The following is a 19,839-nucleotide window of genomic DNA, read 5'->3' as shown; positions in this document are numbered from 1 at the left end:
TTCTGAGCCTGACGCGCACCTTGCTTCCTGACGGTTGTTTCAAGCTGCCGTCGCCACGACCGGCCTGGCTTCGCCGATCAGGATATCCTCGAAAAACGCCCCGACCGGCTCGGTAGGGTGGCACAACTGAATCTCCAGCACCCACACCACCTCACTCGGGACGATTTCCACCTCGGCCAGTTTGTCCTGCCCATACAGCACATGCGGGAAGTCGGCGATGCGATGCCCAGCCAGGTTGCGTTCCAGCTGCCAGCCTTTCGCCTGGGCACTGCGCTCGGCGAAGTCATACAGCTCGCGCCCGGTCAGGCCACGCCCCCAGGCCTGGCGGGTTTCGTCGAACACTTCATGCAGTGCCTTGACGCAGGCGTGGTGCAGGTCGTGCTGGCCAAACACGAAGGTGTCGCCATAGTCGCCTTCATAGCCATCCCATACCGGGCCAACATCGACCACGACGATATCCGTGGTACGTAATACACGTTGCAGATCAATGCCTTGGCGCGGCGTGCGCACGGTGTCGTCGCCAAAACGGATGTAGGTCGGGTGCCAGGTGTGCGATGCGCCCATCGCCTGCAAGGTCTGCGCGGCCATCTCCAGCGCCTGGGCGGTGGTCATGCCGACTTGTAGCTGGCTGGCGATCGCCGCCACGGCCCGTACTGACTGCTCTCGGGCCGCGAGCATGCCGTCCAGCGAGTAGCGCGGGCCGACTTTTTCCAGCACCGGGTGCAATGGGTTGGCCGTTGAAGCCTCGGGCACCAGTGCGCCGCTGGCAACGAAAGCCTCGGCGACAAAGCGATGGGGCTGCAGGCCTGCCGCGAGGCACTGCTCGCGAGCCTGGCTGATCATCGCAGCATTGCCGCAGGCATAGACCTGGGTGTCGGCCCAGCGATGGGCCTGGGCCAGCGCCACCTGCTGCACCCGCGCCTGGTCCGACAGCACCGGGTGCCAGCGAAAGTGAGCGTGTGCACGGCAGGCCTGGTCGAGAAATTCACGGTCATAGAAGTCTGCGTTCGATCTGCCGCCCCAGTACAACGTGACCTCGGCATCACCTGCCAGGGCGGTCAGCAGCAATGGCTTGATGCCGGCGTAACCTGTACCGGTGGCGAACAGCACCAGGGGGCGCTGGTCCTCGTGCTGCCAGGTGCAGGCACCCACCGGCCCTTCAAGCTTCAAGGTGTCACCTGCTTGCAGGGTTGGCAGCAGGCGTTCGGTAAACAGGCCCCCACTGACCTTGCGGATGTGAAAAACCAGTTGCCCCTGGTCCTGGGCGGGCAGGTTGGCGATGGAAAAACAGCGGCTGTCGCCGTTGTCGAGCCGGAAGCGTACGTACTGGCCAGCCCGTACCACCAAGGGCTGAGCAGGCTGCAGCACCAGTTCGACGATATCGGCGCTCAGTTCGCGTTTGCCATGAACCTGTGCGTGAACTTCCAGTGCCGGGGTTTCCAGGGACCAGCCAGGAATTTCCAGGCACATGTCACTGCAGGCGTGGCTCTGGCACAGCAACATTTCGTCGGCGGCCAGGGGGTAGCAGGGCGCGGGCGTGTCTGCCGCCCGCTGCTTGTCCCGATACTGCCCCGACACCACCTTGACCTTGCACGAGCCGCAGGCGCCGCGGCGGCAGGAGAAGGGTACCGGCAGGCCGCTGGCGAGCATGGCATCGAGCAGCAACTCCTGGCTGGCGTCGAAGGTTTTGCCCGAGGGCGACAATTCAATGACATGGCGGTTTTGCATGAGCACCTCGGGGCAAATGGAGGTTCGATTGTTGCTATAGTCCAGGACCAGTAGAACCTCCAGTTTTGGTTAATTCACATGGTCCAGCTTCGCAAATGGCAGCCGCTGCTCAAGCTCGACGGGGCGCAGCCGCAGGCTTCGTACAGGCAGATTGTCGAGGGTCTGGTCGCCGCGATCACCGAGGGCCGCTTGCGCCCCGGCACGCCGTTACCCGGCACTCGGGAAATGGCGCAACTGCTGAACGTCAATCGCAAGACGGTGATCCTCGCCTACGAGGAAGCCGAGACCAAAGGCTGGCTGGAAAGCGTGCAACGCCGCGGCACCTTCGTCAGTCGGCAACTGGCGGTTGGCACCCTGCCCGAGCCCGATGCAGCGCGGCCCTTTGCCCTGGTGCTGCCAGAGGAGCCTGCCGTTGCCTACTTCACGGCCAACGAACAGGCTGCCGCGCAGCAGGATCGGCCGGGTGCGCTGTTTTTCGACAACGGCGCCTGTGACCACCGCCTGCTGCCGCAGGCCGTTCTGCACCGCTATTACCGTAATGCCTTGCGCAACAGCTTCGCCGCCAACACCGTGCGCCATGGCAGCGCGTGCAGCAGCCATTACCTGCGCAGCGCCTTGGCCGACATGCTGCGGCACAATCGCAGCCTGAACGTTGGCGCCGAGCATATCTGCCTGACCCAGGGCGTGCAGATGTCGCTGTACCTGGTGGCCAGCGTGCTGCTCAAGCCTGGTGACGTTGTGCTGGTCGAGCGCCTGAGTTATCCGCCCGCGTGGGAGATCTTCCGCCAGCTGGGTGCCCGGCTGGTCACCGTGGACCTTGATGACGAGGGCTGCCGGGTAGACCAGATCGATGCACTGTGCCGGCTGCACAAGGTGCGCATGCTGTACATCACACCTCATCACCAGTTCCCGACCACGGTCAGCCTGCCTGCCGGGCGCCGGCAGCAGTTGCTGGAGCTGGCGCGGCAGCACGACTTTTGCGTGGTCGAGGAAGACTACGACCATGAGTATCACTTTGCCGGGCGGCCTTACCTGCCGCTGGCCAGCGACCGTCAGCAGCGGCATGTGATCTACATTGGTTCATTGTCCAAGTCCTTGGGCAGTACCTTCCGTTGCAGTTTCATCGTGGCGCCGGCGGAGGTGGCCGTGGTGCTCGAGCGCAGGGCGACGCTGACCCTGGGGCAGGGCGATGCGGTGATGCAGCAGATGCTGGCAGACTTGATCAATGATGGCGAGCTGAAGAAGCACTTGCGTCGGGTTGCGCGGGAGTATCGCCAGCGTCGGGAGACTCTGTTGGCTTGCTTGCGCGATGCCTTTGGCGAGCAGGTAGCTGTAAAGGCACCGGAAGGCGGGCTGGCGCTGTGGGTGAGGTTTGCTGACGGGATCGATGTGGATCAGTTGGTTGGCAAGGCGTTGGAGTTGGACCTGGTGGTACGCAGTGGCCGGCAGTTTTCGCCGTTCGGTCATGCGGAAAATGCCTTGCGCCTGGGGTTTGCCTCGCTGGACATGGATGAAATCCGGCTGGCTACGCAACGTTTGGCGCAAGCGGCGAAGGCGATTGCAACATCGGCCCTGTAGGCGCAACGGTCTTGCTCAAGCTCTAAAAGCTAGCGCAATCCCTGTGGGAACTGGCCCAACCCTTTGGGCTGCGCTGTCGCGTAGATAACTGAAACCGCAAGCAGTCCGCGTACCCTGTGGGAGCGGCTTTAGCCGCGAAGAATCCAACGCGGTGCCATAGATCGTGTCGCCTGCTTCGCGGGTGAACCCGCTCCCACAGGTATGGTGCAGGTTTCGGGTACCCTCGGTTCCTGTGGGAGCGGGCATGTCGAGGCGTCGAACCGCCGCGAACACCGGCAACGCCGGTGCCATCCACCGCGTTACCTGATCAGGCTTGAGCGGGCTATTTGCGCTGCCACACCTAGCCTTGTTCGCTGACCACCCAGGGCCTGTCCGCGGCATCGATAAGCACTTCACCCAGCGCTGCGCAGGGTTGTGGTCAAGCCAGTGCGCCTGCCCAGCGAGCACCTGCTCGGCAAGCGCGGTCAGCCGCAACGGCCGTTGTGTCCAAGACAGGTCGAGCAGGCCGTAGTGGCGGAATGCATTGATGGCGGGCATGCCAACTCCTTTGGGCTCTGTCCGCCGACAAAGCATCGACTTCCTCGGCCGATGAGGATAGCCTCGGCGCAATGCTGCCGAGCAGCCAATAGAAAAATCATCGCCATGCCTGCAGGTTTTCCCGGGTTGCCCTCACTCAATGCGTTACGGGTGTTCGAAGTGGTGGCGCGTCACTTGAACTTCCGCCTGGCCGCCGAGGAGCTCGGCGTCACCCAGGCCGCTGTTGCCCAGCAGATTCGTGGGCTGGAGGCCGGTCTGGAGGTTCGCCTGTTCGAGCGTTTGCCGCGCGGCCTTGGCCTGACCGATGCCGGGCATGCCTACAGCACCAGCGTGCGCAGTGCCTTGGCGATGATCGACGAAGCCACGCGGCTGTTGCGTCCGGCGCCCTCCCATCTCACGGTCAGCGTAACGCCAACCTTTGCTTCGAAATGGCTGATCCCCAAGCTGGGGCACTTTGCCGAGCATAACCCCGAGATTGACTTGCGGGTGCTGGCCACCGACCGGCTTTCGCATTTTCATACCGATGGTGTGGACCTGGCCGTGCGTTATGGCCAGCCGCCGTTCGGTGCTGGGCTGAACGCCGAGTTGCTGATGGAGCCGCCGGTGATCGCGGTGGCGAGCCCGGCGTTGTTGGCAGACGTGGGCTGGCCTGAGGGTTTTGCCGCCTTGCAGCGCTATGTGGCATTGCACGATGCGCACAACTTCTGGCCGCAGTTCTGCGCTGCGGTGTTCCCTGGCCACCCGACGCCCACGGCGAAGACCGTGCGCTTCAACCAGACCTCGCTGGCCATCGAAGCTGCCATAGGCGGGCAGGGCATTACATTGGCCAGCCATGCCTTCGTCAGCGACGATATCGCCGCCGGCCGGCTGGTGCAGGTGTTCCCCCAGCAACTGCGGCTGGACAAGGCGTTCTACCTGGTATGGCCGCGCAAGGGGCAGCCGTCAGCGGCCCTGCAAATCGTCAGGGCGTGGCTCAAGGCTCAGGCTGACGAAAGAAAAACTACTGGCTAGACGAAGTCCGGCTGCCTCCCTGCGCACCTGTGTGGCTGCTAGTGTGAATGCACTTGCAAACACAGGGTTACATCGTCGAAGGAGGCAACATGTCTGTGCAAAAGGTAGCAATCATCACCGCCGGTGGCAGCGGCATGGGCGCAGCAGCGGCACGTCGCCTGGCTGCCGACGGCTTCAAGGTCGGCATCCTGTCGTCCTCGGGCAAGGGCGAAGCACTGGCCAAGGAGCTGGGCGGTATCGGTGTTACCGGCAGCAACCAGTCGGTCGAGGACTTGCAGCGCCTGGTGGATGCCGTGGTCGGGAAGTGGGGGCGCGTCGATGTGCTGGTCAACAGCGCCGGTCACGGCCCACGCGCGCCGATCCTGGAGATCAGCGACGAAGACTGGCACAAGGGCATGGACACCTACCTGCTCAATGTCATCCGCCCGGCACGCCTGGTGACGCCAGTCATGCAACGGCAGAAGGGGGGAGTGATCATCAACATCTCTACCGCCTGGGCATTCGAACCCAACGAAATGTTCCCCACATCGGCGGTGTTCCGCTCGGGCCTGGCGGCGTTCAGCAAGATCTTCGCCGACACCTATGCCGTGGACAACGTGCGCATCAACAACGTATTGCCTGGCTGGATCGACAGCCTGCCGGCCACTGAGCAGCGGCGCGACAGCGTACCGCTCAGGCGCTATGGCTCCAGCGAGGAAATTGCCGCCACCATTGCATTCCTGGCCAGCGACGGGGCTGCCTATATCACCGGGCAGAACATCAAGGTCGATGGTGGCCTGACGCGCAGCGTCTGACCGCCCTCAGTACGCAGCCGTCGGCAGCACGCCGTCGCCCTGGGCCTTGTGCGCGGCTTCTATCAGCTGCAGGTTGCGGCTGCGCAGTGCGTGATTGTTGCCAACACGCAGGTTGGAGCGCTGCGCCAGGGTTTCGGCCTGTTCGTACAACCCTTGCTGAAGGCGCAGGACGCCAAGGTAGTGCAGGGTTGCCGGGTTGTTCGGCTGAATGTGCAGCGCGCGCTCCAGGGTGGCTGCCGCCTGGTCCAGTTGGCCGTCGGCATACTGTTGCGAGGCGGTTTCGATCAGCACGGTCGAGGCATGGTTGCTGCGTGCCGGCGCGGAGCGCTCGCCGGCCAGTGCGCCTGGTGCCGTGATTGCGCTGAACAACAGGAGCAAGGCGGACAGAACAGGTGTGCTGGGCATCGGCGGTAGACTCGGCAGGGTTTGGGCAAGCCCCTGGCTGGAGGGCGAGGGGATGCTATCGACCGAAGTGGAGCGTTGAAGTTCCCGCTTGGGCAATTTGTTGCCTGTTCCCCGCCCTTTGCCCTGGCAACATCTGTTCGGTTACCGCCCAAAACCGCATTCCGGCGCCTCAAGCCTGCGTCAGTACCTCCGATAGCAGCACACCCACCATCGAATCATCGACCAGAAGTGGTGCCAACAAGGAGTACTGCCCGCATGCTTGCCAACCTGAAGATTCGCACCGGAATGTTCTGGGTGCTGTCGCTGTTCAGCCTGACCCTGCTGTTTTCCACCGTCAGTGCCTGGCGGGCAGCGGTGGGTAGCGACCAGCAGATCACCGAACTGGACCAGACCGCGCACCAGTCGGACCGGTTGAACAATGCGTTGCTGATGGCGATTCGCGCCAGCGCCAATGTGTCCTCGGGCTTCATCGAGCAACAGGGTGGCCATGAGGAAAGTGCCAACAAGCGCATGGCGCTGTCGGTCGAGCTGAACGACAAGAGCCAGAAGCTGGTGGACGAGTTTGTCGAAAACGCCCGCGAGCCTGCACTGCACGCACTGGCAACCGCGCTGCAGGCCACCTATGGCGAGTACGCCAAGGCAGTCGCCGGGCAGCGTGAGGCAACCCGTCAACGTTCGCTCGAGCAGTATTTCAAGGTCAACACCGAAGCCGGCAACGCCATGGGCCGGTTGCAGGCGCTGCGCCAGCAACTGGTCGGCGCGTTGAGTGAGCGCGGCCAGCAGATCATGCTGGAATCCGACCGGCGCCTGGCGCGCGCGCAGCTGCTGAGCCTGGCGCTACTGGGCGTGACGCTGTTACTGGCGGCGCTGTGCTGGGCCTTTATTGCCCAGCGCGTGCTGCACCCGCTGCGCGAAGCCGGTCGGCACTTCCAGCGCATTGCCGGCGGCGACCTGAGCGTGCCGGTGCAGGGGCAGGGCAGTAACGAGATCGGCCAGCTGTTCCATGAGCTTGAGCGCATGCAGCAGAGCCAGCGCGACACCCTGGTGCAGATCAGCAGCTGTGCCGGGCAACTGGATGCAGCCGCCACGGCGCTGAATACGGTCACCGAGGAAAGCGCCAACAACCTGCGCCAGCAGGGCCAGGAACTGGAGCAGGCCGCCACCGCTGTCACCGAGATGACCACAGCCGTGGAGGAGGTTGCGCGCAACGCCATCACCACCTCGCAGACCACCAGCGAATCCAACCAGCTGGCAGCGCAAAGCCGCCGGCAAGTCAGCGACAACATCGACGGCACCGAGGCCATGACGCGTGAGATCCAGGCCAGCAGCGCGCATCTGGAGCAACTGGTCGGGCAGGTGCGGGATATCGGCAAGGTGCTGGAGGTGATTCGCTCGGTGTCCGAGCAAACCAACCTGCTGGCGCTCAATGCCGCCATCGAGGCAGCCCGCGCGGGCGAGGCCGGGCGCGGTTTTGCGGTGGTGGCGGATGAGGTGCGTACGCTGGCCTACCGCACGCAACAGTCGACCCAGGAAATCGAGCAGATGATCGGGCGTGTGCAGGCGGGCACCGAAGCGGCCGTGGCCTCGATGCAGACCAGTACCAGCCGCGCCCAGTCGACGCTGGACGTGACCCTGGCCTCGGGGCAGGTGCTGGAGGGTATCTACAGTGCGATCGGCGAGATCAACGAGCGTAACCTGGTGATTGCCAGTGCAGCCGAAGAGCAGGCCCAGGTGGCGCGAGAGGTGGACCGCAACCTGCTGAACATTCGCGAGCTGTCGACATCCTCGGCAGCGGGGGCGCAGCAGACCAGTGAGGCGAGCAAGGCGTTGTCGCGGTTGGTGGGAGAGATGACGGCGTTGGTGGGGCGGTTCAGGGTTTGAGGTCAGGTGGGCATCAGGCTGTTGGGGGAGCAGTTGTCTTTACAAGGGCTTCCCCAGCCGAAGGAATGCGCCATACCTGTGGGAGCGGGCGCGCCCGCGAACACCGGCGCAGCCGGTGCCAGGCACCGTGTCGCCTGCTTCGCGGGCATGCCCGCTCCCACAGGTTCAGCGCCGCCCTTGAGGATTGTGCAGTGCCTGCAGGAGTGGCGTGCTTTCAGTTATTGATCATGCTTCGAAGAGGAGCGCCCGGCCTTGTTGTGCTCCTTGGAGTGGGCAATGCCAGACTGGGTAGTACCACGGCCGTTGTCATCGTTGCGCAAGCTGCCATAGTGATTGCCGCTCACACCATGATCGCGCGTAGCCTTGCCGGCATGATCACCCGCGAGGCCTGCGCCATTGCCATTGTGTCCACCCATACCGGCGCCATGCCCACCGCCATTGCCGCCGCCGTGGCCACCACCACCACCACCACCGCCACCTTTGGCGTACGCGGCACCCATCGGCGAGATATCGGCAGGTAACAATGCCGTTGCGCCGAATGCCAGAGCACAAGCAAAGACGGCCACCAGGGTTTTTCTCATGTTTTTTCGCCTCCGACGGCGCAGGTAGAGCTCAGGTGCTTCTAAGACATGTGGCAGCCTTGCAAGTTCTGGCGCCCTGACAGAAGAATTGTGCTCCATGGCCACTCAGATCTCGACCTGAGTGCCAAGCTCGATCACCCGGTTCAGCGGCAGCTGGAAGTATTTGAGGTTGCTGTTGGCATTCTTCAGCAGGAAGGCAAACAGGTGCTCCCGCCAGCGGGCCATGCCCATCTGCTTGCCTGCAATGACCGTCTCCCGGCTGAGAAAATAGGTCGTGCGCATGGGGCCGAACTCCAGGTCCGCACGCTGGCAGCGGCTTAACGCCAACGGCACGTCGGGTTCCTCCATGAAACCGAAATGCAGGTTCACGCGGAAGAAACCGTCACCAAACGCCTCGATCTCAAAGCGCTTGCCAGCGCTGACTCGTGGTTCATCCTCGAACACGACGGTCAACAGCACCACCTGTTCATGCAGTACCTGGTTATGCAGCAGGTTGTGCAGCAAGGCGTGAGGCACCGCCTCGGGCCTGGCGGACAGGAACACGGCAGTACCGCCCACGCGGTGAGGCGGCTGGGCCTTGAGGCTGTTGATGAACAGGTCCAGCGGCAGCGAACTCTCGTCCAGTCGCTCGACGATGATCCTTCGTCCGCGCTTCCAGGTGGTCATCAGGATGAACAGCGCCAGGCCCGCAATCACCGGAAATGCGCCGCCCTGGAAGATCTTCGGCGCATTGGCGGCAAAATACAGGCTGTCGACCAGCAGGAACGCCAGCAGCATCGGCACGGCCAGCCAGCGTGGTGCCTTCCACAACAACAGCACCACTGCCGAGGCCAGCAGCGTGGTGATCAGCATGGTCCCGGTCACGGCTACGCCATAGGCTGCCGCAAGTGCCCCGGACGACTCGAAGCCGACTACCAGCAGCACCACGCCGACCATCAGCGCCCAGTTCACCATGCCGATGTAGATCTGCCCCTGTTCCTCACTGGAGGTGTGCTGGATGAACATGCGTGGTATGTACCCCAGCTGGATGGCCTGGCGCGTCAGCGAGAACGCACCGGAGATCACGGCCTGGGACGCGATGATGGTGGCCAGGGTGGCCAGCCCGACCATGGGCAACAGGGCCCATTCGGGCGCCAGCAGATAAAACGGGTTGCGCACCGCCTGTGGGTTGTCGAGGATCAGCGCGCCCTGGCCGAAGTAGTTCAGCACCAGGCCGGGTAGCACCAGCATGAACCAGGCCCGGGCAATGGGTTTGCGGCCGAAGTGCCCCATATCGGCGTAGAGTGCTTCGGCGCCGGTCAGGGCCAGCACCACCGCGCCCAGAATCGCCACCCCCATGCCCGGGTGCAGCAGGAAGAACTTCACCGCCCAGAGCGGATTGAGCGCCTGCAGCACTTCCGGGCGCTGGACGATGCCGTGCAGGCCCAGTGCACCCAGCACGATGAACCACAGCACCATGATCGGCCCGAAAAGGATGCCGATGCGCGCGGTGCCGTGCTTCTGGATCAGGAACAGTGCCACCAGCACCACCACCGACAGCGGCACCACCCAGTGTTCGATACCGTCGAAGGCCAGTTGCAACCCCTCGACGGCCGATAGCACGGAAATCGCCGGCGTGATCATGCTGTCGCCGTAGAACAGCGCGGCGCCGAACAGGCCGAGCAGCACCAGCACCTTGCCCAGCCGCTGGTAGGGCGCCGCCGCCCGATGCGCCAAGGCGGTCAGGGCCATGATGCCACCCTCGCCCTGGTTGTCGGCACGCAGGATGAACAGTACGTACTTCAGCGACACCACCCACAGCAACGACCAGAACACCAGGGACAGTACGCCCAGTACACCGGCGGTGTTGGCCTGCACGCCGTAGTGCCCGGCGAACACTTCCTTTAGGGTGTACAGCGGGCTGGTGCCGATGTCGCCATACACCACGCCGACAGCGGCGACGAGCATGCCGATGGGGTTGGACTTGCCGGGAAGGGATTGGTTTGCGACGACGGTGGACTGGCTCACGAAAGGTTTCTCTGGACTGGCGGGTAGAAATGCATGCCATCCTTGAGCATCGCGCGCCCAGTATTCCTTCTGGCTGTCGGCTCAGCCGTAAAAAGAGCGTAAAAAATCAGCCTGCGCCCTGCTCAGGCAGGTTGTGCCGCCAGGCTGTTGCTGACGTTGCGCCCCAGCACCAGCACCGTAGCGAAACCGCAGCCCACCAGGGCCGTGGCCAGGCTCAACAGCACCGAGCTGCCCAGCTGGTCGACGATCCGCCCGCCGAAGAACGAGCCCAGCGCAATGATCACCTGGAACATGGCGACAAACAGCGGCATGCCGCGTTCGACATCCTTGGGCGCGACGACGAACATCCAGATACTGGCACAGGCCGGGAACGCGCCGAAGGCGAAGCCCCACAACCCGATCAACATTGCGGCACCGGTCATGCCGGTGGCGAAGTGGGGGAACAGGGCGGTGCTGGTGCCGATCATCAATGCGACCAGCAGCAGAGTGTGACGTACGCTGCGGTTGGCGGCGAAACCGGCGAAGATATTGCCGAATACCCCGGCCACACCATAGAGCAGCAGCAACGAGCCAATCGTCGGCCCATCGAAGCCGGAGCTTTGTTTGAAGAAGGGGGCGACATAGGTGTAGGCGGCAAAGTGCGCCAGGCCGATCAGCAACACGGCGATCAGACCAACCCGCGCTTGTGGGTTGATGAACAGGGCCGGCAGGTCGCTGATGCCAATGGCCTTGTCCGGGTTGAGCCGCGGTAGCAACAGGATCTGCGCCAGCAGTACCGGTACGCCCAGTAGCGCGGTTACCAGGAAGGTCATGCGCCAGCCCATCAGGCCACTCAACCAGGTGCCTACCGGCACGCCCAGCACGGTGGCCAGGGTTACACCGACCATGATGATCGAGGTGGCCTGGGCTACGCCCACACCCTTGGGTGCCAGGCGGCCGCTGAGGGCAATGGCTGTGGCCCAGAAACCGCCGATACTCACGCCCAGCAGTACGCGGCCGAACAGCAGCAGGCTGAAGTCACTGGCGTAGGCCACCACCGCGTTGGCGATGATCATGATCAGCGTCAAGCCGATCAGCAGGTAGCGACGGTCCAGGGCGCCAATGCCCACCGACAGCAATGGGGCGGCGAGGGCGGCCATGATGCCGGGCAGGGTAACCATCAGGCCGGCGTGGCCTGCACTGATGCCGAGGTCGCTGGCGACATCGTTGAGTACGCCCACCGGCAGAAACTCGCTGGTCACCAGGGCGAAGGCACCGACAGCGACGGAGAGAATTGCCAGCCACTGTTGGCTGACACTCTGTTGATCATGTTCGGGAAGGCCGCTAGGGGCCTGACTGGCACTTGGCATGGTATTGGATTCCAAGAGAGGGATGTCGCCTGAGGCAGGCGCAGGAGCGGAGGAAATTTGCTGGCGATTATAGGGGGCGGTTTTGCCAGGCCAACAGACGGGTCGCTCGATAGTAATCATCAGCGCAATCGATGAAACGCCTTGCGCAGAGCACCCGCTGTTTGCCGGGGAGTAATGCTACAGGTTCCGCAAGCAGGTGTTGCGGAGGATGGCACGGGCTTCGCCCGTGTTCGCGGGTGAACCCGCGAAGCAGGCGCCGCGGTGGATAGCGCGGGCTTCGGTGGAGGACACACAAGCGTCCTCCCCATCAATGGACCCTATGGCGACACCAGCACATCGCACTGGGACTCGTTCAGCACATGCTTGGTGACGCTGCCAATCAGCAGCTCTTCAAGCGCACTTTCCCCTTGCTTGCCGACCACGATCAGGTCGCATTCCAGCGCTTGTTCCTGCTCGGCAATCTGCCAGCCAGGGTCACCGTGCACTACGATTTGCCGAGCATCGGCCACTCCGGCGATTTCGCTCAAGGCTGCGAGTTGTTTCACCGCATCTTTGCGGATGACATTGCGATAGTGCGTCAGGGTGTCGTGATCGATGTTGGCAAAGCGCATGCTGCCTTCGAACGGCGCCTCGTACACATGCAGCAGAATGATCTCGGCCTGTGGGGCAATGGCTTTTGCCAGTTTGATGGCGCGCAGTGACGAAGACGAAAAATCAACTGCAACCAGCAAGGTGCGGTACGCATCGCGAGGTGCCTGCTTGACCACCAGCAAAGGGCAGGGCATGCGGTTCAGCATTTTCTGCACAGTGGAGCCCAGCAGCAGGCGCCTCGTCACGCTCTGGCCCTTCGCCCCACACACCAGCAGGTCGCTGCGTTTATCCTGCACCATGCGGGTGATCTCCGTGGTCACCGAGCCGTGCGCGACTTGCACGCCAGCGGCGATGTCACAGCGCTGGAACAGCATTGCAGCCAGTGCGCGAATTTTTTCACCAGCGGTATCCAGTACCCGCTTCAGCAGATCGTCATCAGGTGCCACCAGTTGCTTCAGGCGCTCGAAGGGGGCCGGGTTGGCAACGTATAGCAGGTCCAGTGATGCTTGTTGCGCCTTGCACAAGTGCGCAGCGCGCTCTGCCGCGTTGCGGGCAGAGGTGGACAGGTCGGTGGCTACCAGTACGTGGTTCAGCGGGCTCATGTGGGGTTCCTTATCCAAAGCCGCGCACGGTGATCGATGGCGATGCCTTGAGCACGATGCGCCTGGCGGTTGTCGATTCGTTCCTTGCTGGCAGCCATCCTCTCGCGAACCCGGCCCGGCGACTTGATGTGTGTCAAAGGAGTGAGTGACCTATCTTGAGCTGACCACTTCTGCGCACCAAATCAACGCCAGCGGGCATCGGCAACAAGTCCGCGGCTCATGAGGCTCTAGGTCTTCTGTCTGGCAACACGATCAGCTGTCGTTGTGGTGTGCACCATGCGACAGCAGCAGTTCGGCGAGCTTGTCCATGGCCGGTGTCGCCTGGCTGCCCTTGCGGGTGACCAACTCGTACGGGTCGCTGACCGAACCCATGGTCAGGGGCAGAATGCGGACCTGTTGGTTCATCGCACATTGCCGAGCCACGTCGATCGACACCAGTGCCACGAAGTCGGGACTGTTCTGCAGCAGCGACAAGGTCGCCAGGATCGAGGTGGTCTCCACCAGGTGCAGCGGGAAGCGCAGCCCGGCATCGTGGAATTCGCGCTCAAGCTGTACCCGCATCGGCATGTTGGCCCGGTACACGATCCAGCGGCTCTCGGCCAGGTCTGCAAGGTTCAGGTTTTGCGCTTGCTTGAGCGGGTGGTCGATATTGGCAATGACTGCCAGCGTCTCGTCCTGGACAAACCGGCTGGAGAACAGTTGAGGGGTATTGCTCACGCTGGTACGGCACAAGGCGACGTCCAGGCGACCGCTTTCGATCTGTGCCAGCAGTGACTGGCTGGTGTCTTCAATGATTTCGAACGACATCTGCGGCTGGATGCTGGCCAGCTGCGACACTGCCCTCATCAGCAATGGCACGGCGCCCATGATTGCCCCCACCGCCAGCCGGCCGCCGACCCCGCGCAGGATGGCATCCAGGTCATGCCGCAGGTTTGAAATGTCCGTTTGCACCACGCGCGCGTAGCGGATAGCGCAGTGCCCGGCAGCCGTGGGCTCAAGCCCGCGATTGGTGCGGTTGAACAGCACCGTGCCGAAGGTGGTTTCGATTTCCTGCAAGGCCTTGCTTGCCCCGGGCTGGGTAAGCCCGACACTGCTTGCCGCACCGAGCAGCGAGCGGTGCTCGTCCAGCTCGATGAGCAGGCGCAGGTGGCGAGCGTGGAGCCTGGACATGATCGAGTTGAGTGATGGGGTCATCTGGTATGCGTCCGGGTTATACCGATATGGATTGTTCTCAATACCATGGCCAGGCGCGCATTCCTATACTGGCGCTGCACGGTGTCGCATCCAGTGCGGCTGAACCGCCTATAACAATAACCCCAGGAGGCTGTGGAGGCCCTATGTCCCTGATCAACTACATCACTCAGATCCAGTTCGATGTCGGCGCCATTGTGCATCTGCCTGCCGAGTGCGAGCGCATTGGTATAACCAGGCCTTTGATCGTGACGGACCGTGGCGTGCGTGTCGCCGGTATCGTCGATGTGGCCTTGAGCACGTTCAGCGACAGCAGCGCGCAATGGCCGATCTATGACGGCACGCCGCCCAACCCGAACGAGAACGCCGTGCGTGAAGCGGTGGCCATGTTCCAGGAGTGTGGCTGTGACGGGATCATCGCCATTGGTGGGGGCTCGGCGATCGACCTGGCCAAAGGTGTGGCCGTGTGTGCCAGGCACGACGGCCCATTGAAAAGCTTTGCGGTGATCGAGGGCGGCCTGGCCCGCATCACACCGGCAACCGCACCGGTGATCGCCGTACCGACCACGGCGGGTACCGGCAGCGAGGTAGGGCGGGGTGCCATCCTGATTCTCGACGACGGGCGCAAGGTGGGTGTCATCTCGCCCCATGTGGTGCCCAAGGCCGCCATCTGCGACCCGGCGCTGACCCTTGGCCTGCCGGCGCAACTCACCGCCGCCACCGGCATGGATGCCATTGCCCATTGCCTGGAAACCTTCATGGCACCTGCGTTCAACCCGCCCGCCGATGGCATTGCCCTGGATGGCCTGTGGCGTGCCTGGCGCTTCATCGAAACCGCCACCCGCGAGCCCGGCAACCTGGATGGCCGCGTCAACATGATGAGTGCTTCGCTGCAAGGCGCCCTGGCATTCCAGAAGGGCCTGGGCTGCGTGCACAGCCTCAGCCACGCGCTGGGCGGTATCAACCCACGGCTGCACCACGGCACCCTCAACGCGATCTTCCTGCCCGCCGTCATCACCTTCAACCGCAAGGCCGAGACGGTGTTGAACGAGCACAAGATGCAACGCATCGCCCAGGCGATGGGGCTGGCGGACGAAGGCCGGATCGAAGACGCCATCCGCCAGATGACTCGCGCGCTGGGCCTGCCGACTGGCCTGCGCGAGCTGGGCGTCAGCGAAGAGCTGTTCCCGCGCATCATCCGGGGCGCGCTGGCCGATCACAGCCACCGCACCAACCCACGTGAGGCATCTGCCGAAGACTACCAGTGGCTGCTTGAGGCATCCCTGTAATTCGCTGATCCGCTGTTCAACCAATAACAACAAAAGTGAACACCCATGACTACCAAATATGCGCAAGCCGAGCTTGGCCGCGAGCCTGAAGCGACCGCGAGCTCGAACCCGTTCAGGAAGTACCAGGTCATCACCGTCAGCCTGCTGCTGGTGATCGGCATCATCAACTACGTCGACCGCAGTGCGCTGTCGATCGCCAACACCTCGATCCAGCGAGACATGGCGATCACGCCGTCGCAGATGGGCATTCTGTTGTCGGCGTTTTCCCTGGCCTATGCCTTTTCCCAGTTGCCGCTGGGCATGATCATCGACCGGCTGGGCAGCAAGATCTCGCTGGGGGCGGCGCTGCTGGGCTGGTCGGTGGCGCAGACAGCTACCGGCCTGATCAACAGTTTTTCCGCGTTCATCGGGCTGAGGGTGGTGCTGGGGATCGGCGAGGCACCGATGTTCCCGTCGGCGGCCAAAGCGCTGGCGGAGTGGTTCGAGGCCGAGAAACGCGGTACGCCGACCGGCATCGTGCTGTCATCGACCTGCATCGGGCCGTGCATTGCGCCGCCGCTGCTGACGCTGCTGATGGTCACCTGGGGCTGGCGAGGCATGTTCATCGTCACCGGGGTATTCGGCATTCTGGTCGCCGCATGCTGGTTTGCCTTCTATAAAAGCAAGGAACGTTACCTGGCCGAGTTGCCTGCCGAGGAGCGTGAGCGCCTGCTGGCGGCCCAGGCGCAAAAACAGGCGGTGGCAACGGCCAGGCCGAGCATGAAGGCACAACTGGCGGCATGGGCCGAGCTGTTCCGGCACAAGAGCACCTGGGGCGCTGTGCTGGGCTTCATGGGGGTGATCTACATGCTGTGGCTGCACCTGACCTGGTTGCCGGGCTACTTCGAACGTGAGCACGGGTTGAGCTTGTACAAGACGGCCTGGGTGGTGTCCCTGGCCTACGTTTTTGGCGCCCTTGGCACCATTGTCGCGGGCCGTGTGTGCGACCGCCTGGTGAAGAACGGCGCCAGCGTGCTGGGTAGTCGCAAGCGGGTAGTGGTGAGTGCGCTGTTCGCAGCGGCGGCTTTCACCGTGCCGCTATCGTTCGGCAGCGGCTTCATGCTCAGCGTGGCCCTGCTGTGCTGCGCGTTGTTCAGCGTGAACATGGCCAGTTCCACCGCCTGGATGATTGCCAACACCGTCGTGGATAGCCGGCGTGTGGCCTCGTTTGGCTCCATCCAGAACTTCGGCGGTTACCTTGCGGGTTCGGTGGCACCGATCGTGACGGGGTTCAGCATTCAGCAGACCGGGTCGTTTGCTTCGGCGTTCCTGATCAGTGCGGCGGTCGCGGCAGTGGCGGCGATGGCTTACGTGTTGCTGCTGAAGCAGCCGGTGTCTGCTGACAGGTAACCCCTTTAGGAGATCGACCAGACCTTTGGGCTGCGCTGTCGCACAGGCAACAAGGTTCGCGAGCATCCCATAGTGACCGCATGTGCTTTTAAATTTTGAGCAAGACAGTTGCTCCCCAAAGGTGCCCGCTAAATCAACGAGGAGGCCGACTCGGCGAATAGCCTTGTTCGAACGCCGCCAGCATCCGTTGCCGAGTCAGCGGGTCGGCAGGAATCAGATGCTCGATGCGCAGCGATTCCACGGTGATGTCCAGCGGCATGCCGAAGGTGGTGAAGGTGGACAGAAAACTTAGCTCACCTTCCGGGGTGTTCACACGGGTCAGCAGCACCGGTGTGGTACTCGTCGCCTGCGTGGGGTTGCATGGGGCTGGCAGGTCGCGCATGCGCCTTGCCAGCGCCGGGTTGCCGGCGGCTTCCCTGGACGCGCGTTGCCAGGCAACGGCGCGGATCTCCGCTGCATTGGCCAAATGGTCACCCAGGCCACCGGGTTGAAGCAGTGTTTCCAGCAGATTGAAGCCTGACGCCGCCTTTGCGGCAATGCCCGCCATCGCCAACAGCAAGCCGGTGCTGGCATTTGCGGCGATGACGTTCCAGTTGCTGTCGATGACGATTGCAGGTGCCGGGTTGTTCGCCTGCAGGATGTGCTCGATGGCGGCATGCACCACGGCCAGTTCAGGCGCATCGAGTGGCGAGGCCGCGTAGCGGGGGGCGTACCCGGCTGCGACGAACACTTCGTTGCAGTGCTCCAGTGGCGCGTCAAGGGCCGAAAGCAGGGCATGCAGTGTGCCGGGGCTGGCTTTGGCGCGCCCTGTCTCCACGCAGCTCAGATGACGCTGTGATAGCCCGGCCAGCAGCGAAAGCTCAAGCTGGCTGAGCCTGGCCTGCTGGCGCAGGTGGCGCAGTTGCTGGCCCGCCGATGTGCTCGGTGCGGGGCTTTTGCGATGGAATGGATGATGACTCATGCGTTGACCCTGACCGTCCTTGAGTACAGCGTCCATGACCTCACAGGTCATTGAGCGCAGACAACCCTACCACTACCGTGCCGCAAAACCCTACTCAGGAGAGGACGATGGGCTTGCGTATCTGTGCGCTGGCGTTGCTGGTGCTGTTTTCGCTCAATGCATTGCGGCTGAAGGCCGTGTTCGTTTCGCTGGGGCGGCTGATTCACTTTGTGGTCAGGGGCGTTGCCGGGGAGCGCCAGCCATGAGCAACGCCTTGGCTGTATACGCGCTGTGTGTGGTCGTGCTGTTCTTCAAGATGTTCGTGGTCTCCTGTTACCAGGGTTTTTACCGCTTGCGCTTCGTGGCTTTCACCAACCCGGAGGATGCCGCTGTCTTCAAGCGATCTGCGCAGGTAGCGGAGCGGCCGGAGGTAGCTCGCGCCGCCAGGGTATGGGCCAACGATCTGGAAAATATCCCGGCATTCTTCGCCCTCTGTGGGCTGGCCATTGCCCTCGGTACAGCGGAGGGGCCCAACGCCGTGCTGAGCATCGTGTTCACCCTTGCCAGGGTCCTGCACACGTGGGCCTATCTGGCAGAGGTGCAGCCCTGGCGTACCGTGTTTTATGGCATCGGGGTCGTTTGCCTGTTGGGTTTTTGCGTAATTATCACGGCGAGAGTAATGAACTCGTTCGCCTTCTGATACTGCTCGGCCTTAGACATGTTGCGGTTGTTTTCATGAGTCAACTTGATGCTTTCCTGTAACGGTACTAATACTAAGAAACTGCCGGGAGGGGGATGATCATGCAGACGCGCTTTGTTGTGGTTCCCGCTGTGCCGCTCAAGAAAGAGATTTACCCTCGCAGTCTTGGCTTTTCCGCGACGTTAGGGGAGGGGTATGACCTTTATGACACACAAGAGAAGCTGCGCCTGACCCTCAACTACCCGACACGCGCCGAGGCGGAATTCGTATGTGCGTCCCGCAACAGTTGCCGGGATGCTGGCGCGGCGGATATCGCCGGGAATGGTTGATGCTGATGATGTTCCGCGGGCCTTGAATGCGACGCGGTCCGGGTAGGAACAACTGACCGGCGTAGCCGGTGTCATGCACCACGATGCCTGCTTCGCTGGCGCGCGTCCGGCCGAGGATTGGCGCCATTCCTGTTAAGGCCATAGCCTCGCTCAAAGATCCTGAAGCCTGCACGGTCGGTGTGGGAGCGGCTTTAGCCGCGAACACCGGCGCAGCCGGTGCCATGCACCGTGTTGGATTCTTCGCGGCTGAAGCCGCTCCCACAGGGTACGCGGACTGCTTGCGAATTCAGTTCTCCAAGCGACAGCGCAGCCCGAAGCGATCGGAAGAGCACACGTCTGAAGCCGCTCCCACAGGGTACGCGGACTGCTTGCGAATTCAGTTCTCCAAGCGACAGCGCAGCCCGAAGGGCTGGGCCATCTCCCACGGGGATCGCGCCCGGCCGAGGATTGACGCCATTCCGCGGGTGGCGGAGGGCTTGCGTCATGCCTGCGCGAGCGCTTCCACCAATTGCGCCTTGGTCATGGTGGAGCGCCCCTTGATGTCTTTACTACGCGCTTCTTTCATCAGGCTTTGCTTACTCTGGGTTTCCAGGGAACTGCCTGATTTGCGGGAATGACCATGGCGTGACTTCGCTGCACGTTTGGCAGAGTCCGAACGGGCAGTCTTCTTTTCGCTGGAGGATGTCGTTTGCCCCGAGCCTCCTTTTTTCTCACCACCCCCGGACTGTTTGTTGACGGTGGCCCAGGCCCGCGCCTCGGCCTGGTCTTTCGGCACGCCTTTGTGCTCGTAGCTTTCCTCGATATGTTCGGCCTTGCGCTTTTGCTTGTCGGTGTATTTGTCCTTGTCGCCGCGTGGCATGGCATTCACTCCCGTCTGGTTTGCATGAGCGGTTGAATACCGGGGCAACGCCAGAGTGCCCGCTAATCGACGAGTGGT

Annotated in this window: 18 protein-coding genes; 9 read left to right on the top strand and 9 right to left on the bottom strand. The window is 62.9% G+C overall.

The window, feature by feature from the left end; all coding sequences use genetic code 11:
• Positions 1-39: 39 nt before the first annotated feature.
• The gene (locus tag A4C63_RS16475; protein ID WP_156510888.1) at positions 40-1,728 is read right to left on the bottom strand and encodes an NAD(P)H dependent flavin oxidoreductase family protein; all 1,689 of its coding nucleotides are present in this window, start codon (positions 1,726-1,728) and stop codon (positions 40-42) included.
• 78 nt (positions 1,729-1,806) lie between these two features.
• Here A4C63_RS16475 and A4C63_RS16470 point away from each other — a divergent pair, with 78 nt between their 5' ends.
• From A4C63_RS16470 to A4C63_RS16455, 3 genes are all read left to right on the top strand, one after another.
• Positions 1,807-3,306: a PLP-dependent aminotransferase family protein gene (locus A4C63_RS16470; protein ID WP_063913602.1), complete on the top strand. Its 1,500-nt coding sequence runs from the start codon at positions 1,807-1,809 to the stop codon at positions 3,304-3,306.
• A gap of 642 nt (positions 3,307-3,948) precedes the next feature.
• Positions 3,949-4,854, top strand: a complete 906-nt coding sequence (locus A4C63_RS16460; RefSeq protein WP_063913600.1) for a LysR substrate-binding domain-containing protein — start codon at positions 3,949-3,951, stop codon at positions 4,852-4,854.
• A gap of 89 nt (positions 4,855-4,943) precedes the next feature.
• Entirely contained in the window at positions 4,944-5,648 is a 705-nt protein-coding gene (locus tag A4C63_RS16455) for an SDR family oxidoreductase (protein ID WP_063913599.1), read from the top strand.
• Between the two features lie 6 nt (positions 5,649-5,654).
• Here A4C63_RS16455 and A4C63_RS16450 read toward each other — a convergent pair whose 3' ends face one another.
• Positions 5,655-6,053 carry a tetratricopeptide repeat protein gene (locus tag A4C63_RS16450; RefSeq protein WP_063913598.1) on the bottom strand — a complete coding sequence of 133 codons (399 nt, stop codon included), beginning with the start codon at positions 6,051-6,053 and terminating at the stop codon, positions 5,655-5,657.
• A 255-nt stretch (positions 6,054-6,308) separates the two neighbouring features.
• Between A4C63_RS16450 and A4C63_RS16445 the strand changes: the two genes are divergently transcribed.
• Positions 6,309-7,934 carry a methyl-accepting chemotaxis protein gene (locus A4C63_RS16445; RefSeq protein ID WP_063913597.1) on the top strand — a complete coding sequence of 542 codons (1,626 nt, stop codon included), beginning with the start codon at positions 6,309-6,311 and terminating at the stop codon, positions 7,932-7,934.
• Positions 7,935-8,152: 218 nt separating this feature from the next.
• On the opposite strand, the gene A4C63_RS25805 is transcribed toward A4C63_RS16445, so the two are convergent.
• The 5 genes from A4C63_RS25805 to A4C63_RS16420 form a co-directional block, all read right to left on the bottom strand.
• The gene (locus A4C63_RS25805; protein ID WP_082888349.1) at positions 8,153-8,515 is read right to left on the bottom strand and encodes a hypothetical protein; all 363 of its coding nucleotides are present in this window, start codon (positions 8,513-8,515) and stop codon (positions 8,153-8,155) included.
• 105 nt (positions 8,516-8,620) lie between these two features.
• Entirely contained in the window at positions 8,621-10,462 is a 1,842-nt protein-coding gene (locus tag A4C63_RS16435; protein ID WP_063913781.1) for a potassium transporter Kup, read from the bottom strand.
• 182 nt (positions 10,463-10,644) lie between these two features.
• The gene (locus A4C63_RS16430) at positions 10,645-11,871 is read right to left on the bottom strand and encodes an MFS transporter (protein WP_063913595.1); all 1,227 of its coding nucleotides are present in this window, start codon (positions 11,869-11,871) and stop codon (positions 10,645-10,647) included.
• A gap of 317 nt (positions 11,872-12,188) precedes the next feature.
• A complete protein-coding gene (locus A4C63_RS16425; RefSeq protein WP_063913594.1) occupies positions 12,189-13,064 on the bottom strand; it encodes a universal stress protein in 876 nt (291 codons plus the stop codon).
• A gap of 252 nt (positions 13,065-13,316) precedes the next feature.
• Positions 13,317-14,258, bottom strand: a complete 942-nt coding sequence (locus A4C63_RS16420; RefSeq protein WP_063913593.1) for a LysR family transcriptional regulator — start codon at positions 14,256-14,258, stop codon at positions 13,317-13,319.
• 143 nt (positions 14,259-14,401) lie between these two features.
• Between A4C63_RS16420 and A4C63_RS16415 the strand changes: the two genes are divergently transcribed.
• On the top strand, positions 14,402-15,544 hold the full coding sequence (locus tag A4C63_RS16415) for an iron-containing alcohol dehydrogenase (protein WP_063913592.1): 1,143 nt from the start codon (positions 14,402-14,404) through the stop codon (positions 15,542-15,544).
• A 45-nt stretch (positions 15,545-15,589) separates the two neighbouring features.
• Positions 15,590-16,933 (top strand): MFS transporter, encoded by a 1,344-nt coding sequence (locus A4C63_RS16410; RefSeq protein ID WP_063913591.1) that lies wholly within the window; start codon positions 15,590-15,592, stop codon positions 16,931-16,933.
• 133 nt (positions 16,934-17,066) lie between these two features.
• Here A4C63_RS16410 and A4C63_RS16405 read toward each other — a convergent pair whose 3' ends face one another.
• Positions 17,067-17,894: a helix-turn-helix domain-containing protein gene (locus A4C63_RS16405; RefSeq protein ID WP_063913590.1), complete on the bottom strand. Its 828-nt coding sequence runs from the start codon at positions 17,892-17,894 to the stop codon at positions 17,067-17,069.
• A gap of 107 nt (positions 17,895-18,001) precedes the next feature.
• Here A4C63_RS16405 and A4C63_RS26365 point away from each other — a divergent pair, with 107 nt between their 5' ends.
• From A4C63_RS26365 to A4C63_RS16395, 3 genes are all read left to right on the top strand, one after another.
• Complete coding sequence (locus A4C63_RS26365) at positions 18,002-18,139, top strand: hypothetical protein (protein ID WP_172827533.1); 138 nt, start codon at positions 18,002-18,004, stop codon at positions 18,137-18,139.
• Positions 18,136-18,573, top strand: coding sequence for an MAPEG family protein (locus A4C63_RS16400; RefSeq protein WP_063913589.1), 438 nt, complete (start codon positions 18,136-18,138; stop codon positions 18,571-18,573). Before A4C63_RS26365 ends, A4C63_RS16400 begins: the two co-directional genes overlap by 4 nt.
• Positions 18,574-18,668: 95 nt before the next feature.
• Entirely contained in the window at positions 18,669-18,902 is a 234-nt protein-coding gene (locus A4C63_RS16395; protein ID WP_063913588.1) for a hypothetical protein, read from the top strand.
• A 481-nt stretch (positions 18,903-19,383) separates the two neighbouring features.
• On the opposite strand, the gene A4C63_RS16390 is transcribed toward A4C63_RS16395, so the two are convergent.
• Positions 19,384-19,761, bottom strand: coding sequence for a hypothetical protein (locus tag A4C63_RS16390; RefSeq protein WP_063913587.1), 378 nt, complete (start codon positions 19,759-19,761; stop codon positions 19,384-19,386).
• Positions 19,762-19,839: the final 78 nt, after the last annotated feature.

Source organism: Pseudomonas sp. p21 (assembly GCF_001642705.1).
GTDB lineage: Bacteria > Pseudomonadota > Gammaproteobacteria > Pseudomonadales > Pseudomonadaceae > Aquipseudomonas.
This window is presented reverse-complemented; position numbering and strand designations above follow the sequence as displayed.

Excerpts from the sequence above, each read along its gene's own strand:
- A4C63_RS16475 (WP_156510888.1), bottom strand. The coding sequence starts at position 1,728 with ATGCAAAACCGCCATGTCATTGAATTGTCGCCCTCGGGCAAAACCTTC.
- A4C63_RS16470 (WP_063913602.1), top strand. The coding sequence starts at position 1,807 with ATGGTCCAGCTTCGCAAATGGCAGCCGCTGCTCAAGCTCGACGGGGCG.
- A4C63_RS16460 (WP_063913600.1), top strand. The coding sequence starts at position 3,949 with ATGCCTGCAGGTTTTCCCGGGTTGCCCTCACTCAATGCGTTACGGGTG.
- A4C63_RS16455 (WP_063913599.1), top strand. The coding sequence starts at position 4,944 with ATGTCTGTGCAAAAGGTAGCAATCATCACCGCCGGTGGCAGCGGCATG.
- A4C63_RS16450 (WP_063913598.1), bottom strand. The coding sequence starts at position 6,053 with ATGCCCAGCACACCTGTTCTGTCCGCCTTGCTCCTGTTGTTCAGCGCA.
- A4C63_RS16445 (WP_063913597.1), top strand. The coding sequence starts at position 6,309 with ATGCTTGCCAACCTGAAGATTCGCACCGGAATGTTCTGGGTGCTGTCG.
- A4C63_RS25805 (WP_082888349.1), bottom strand. The coding sequence starts at position 8,515 with ATGAGAAAAACCCTGGTGGCCGTCTTTGCTTGTGCTCTGGCATTCGGC.
- A4C63_RS16435 (WP_063913781.1), bottom strand. The coding sequence starts at position 10,462 with ATGCTCGTCGCCGCTGTCGGCGTGGTGTATGGCGACATCGGCACCAGC.
- A4C63_RS16430 (WP_063913595.1), bottom strand. The coding sequence starts at position 11,871 with ATGCCAAGTGCCAGTCAGGCCCCTAGCGGCCTTCCCGAACATGATCAA.
- A4C63_RS16425 (WP_063913594.1), bottom strand. The coding sequence starts at position 13,064 with ATGAGCCCGCTGAACCACGTACTGGTAGCCACCGACCTGTCCACCTCT.
- A4C63_RS16420 (WP_063913593.1), bottom strand. The coding sequence starts at position 14,258 with ATGACCCCATCACTCAACTCGATCATGTCCAGGCTCCACGCTCGCCAC.
- A4C63_RS16415 (WP_063913592.1), top strand. The coding sequence starts at position 14,402 with ATGTCCCTGATCAACTACATCACTCAGATCCAGTTCGATGTCGGCGCC.
- A4C63_RS16410 (WP_063913591.1), top strand. The coding sequence starts at position 15,590 with ATGACTACCAAATATGCGCAAGCCGAGCTTGGCCGCGAGCCTGAAGCG.
- A4C63_RS16405 (WP_063913590.1), bottom strand. The coding sequence starts at position 17,894 with ATGAGTCATCATCCATTCCATCGCAAAAGCCCCGCACCGAGCACATCG.
- A4C63_RS26365 (WP_172827533.1), top strand. The coding sequence starts at position 18,002 with ATGGGCTTGCGTATCTGTGCGCTGGCGTTGCTGGTGCTGTTTTCGCTC.
- A4C63_RS16400 (WP_063913589.1), top strand. The coding sequence starts at position 18,136 with ATGAGCAACGCCTTGGCTGTATACGCGCTGTGTGTGGTCGTGCTGTTC.
- A4C63_RS16395 (WP_063913588.1), top strand. The coding sequence starts at position 18,669 with ATGATCATGCAGACGCGCTTTGTTGTGGTTCCCGCTGTGCCGCTCAAG.
- A4C63_RS16390 (WP_063913587.1), bottom strand. The coding sequence starts at position 19,761 with ATGCCACGCGGCGACAAGGACAAATACACCGACAAGCAAAAGCGCAAG.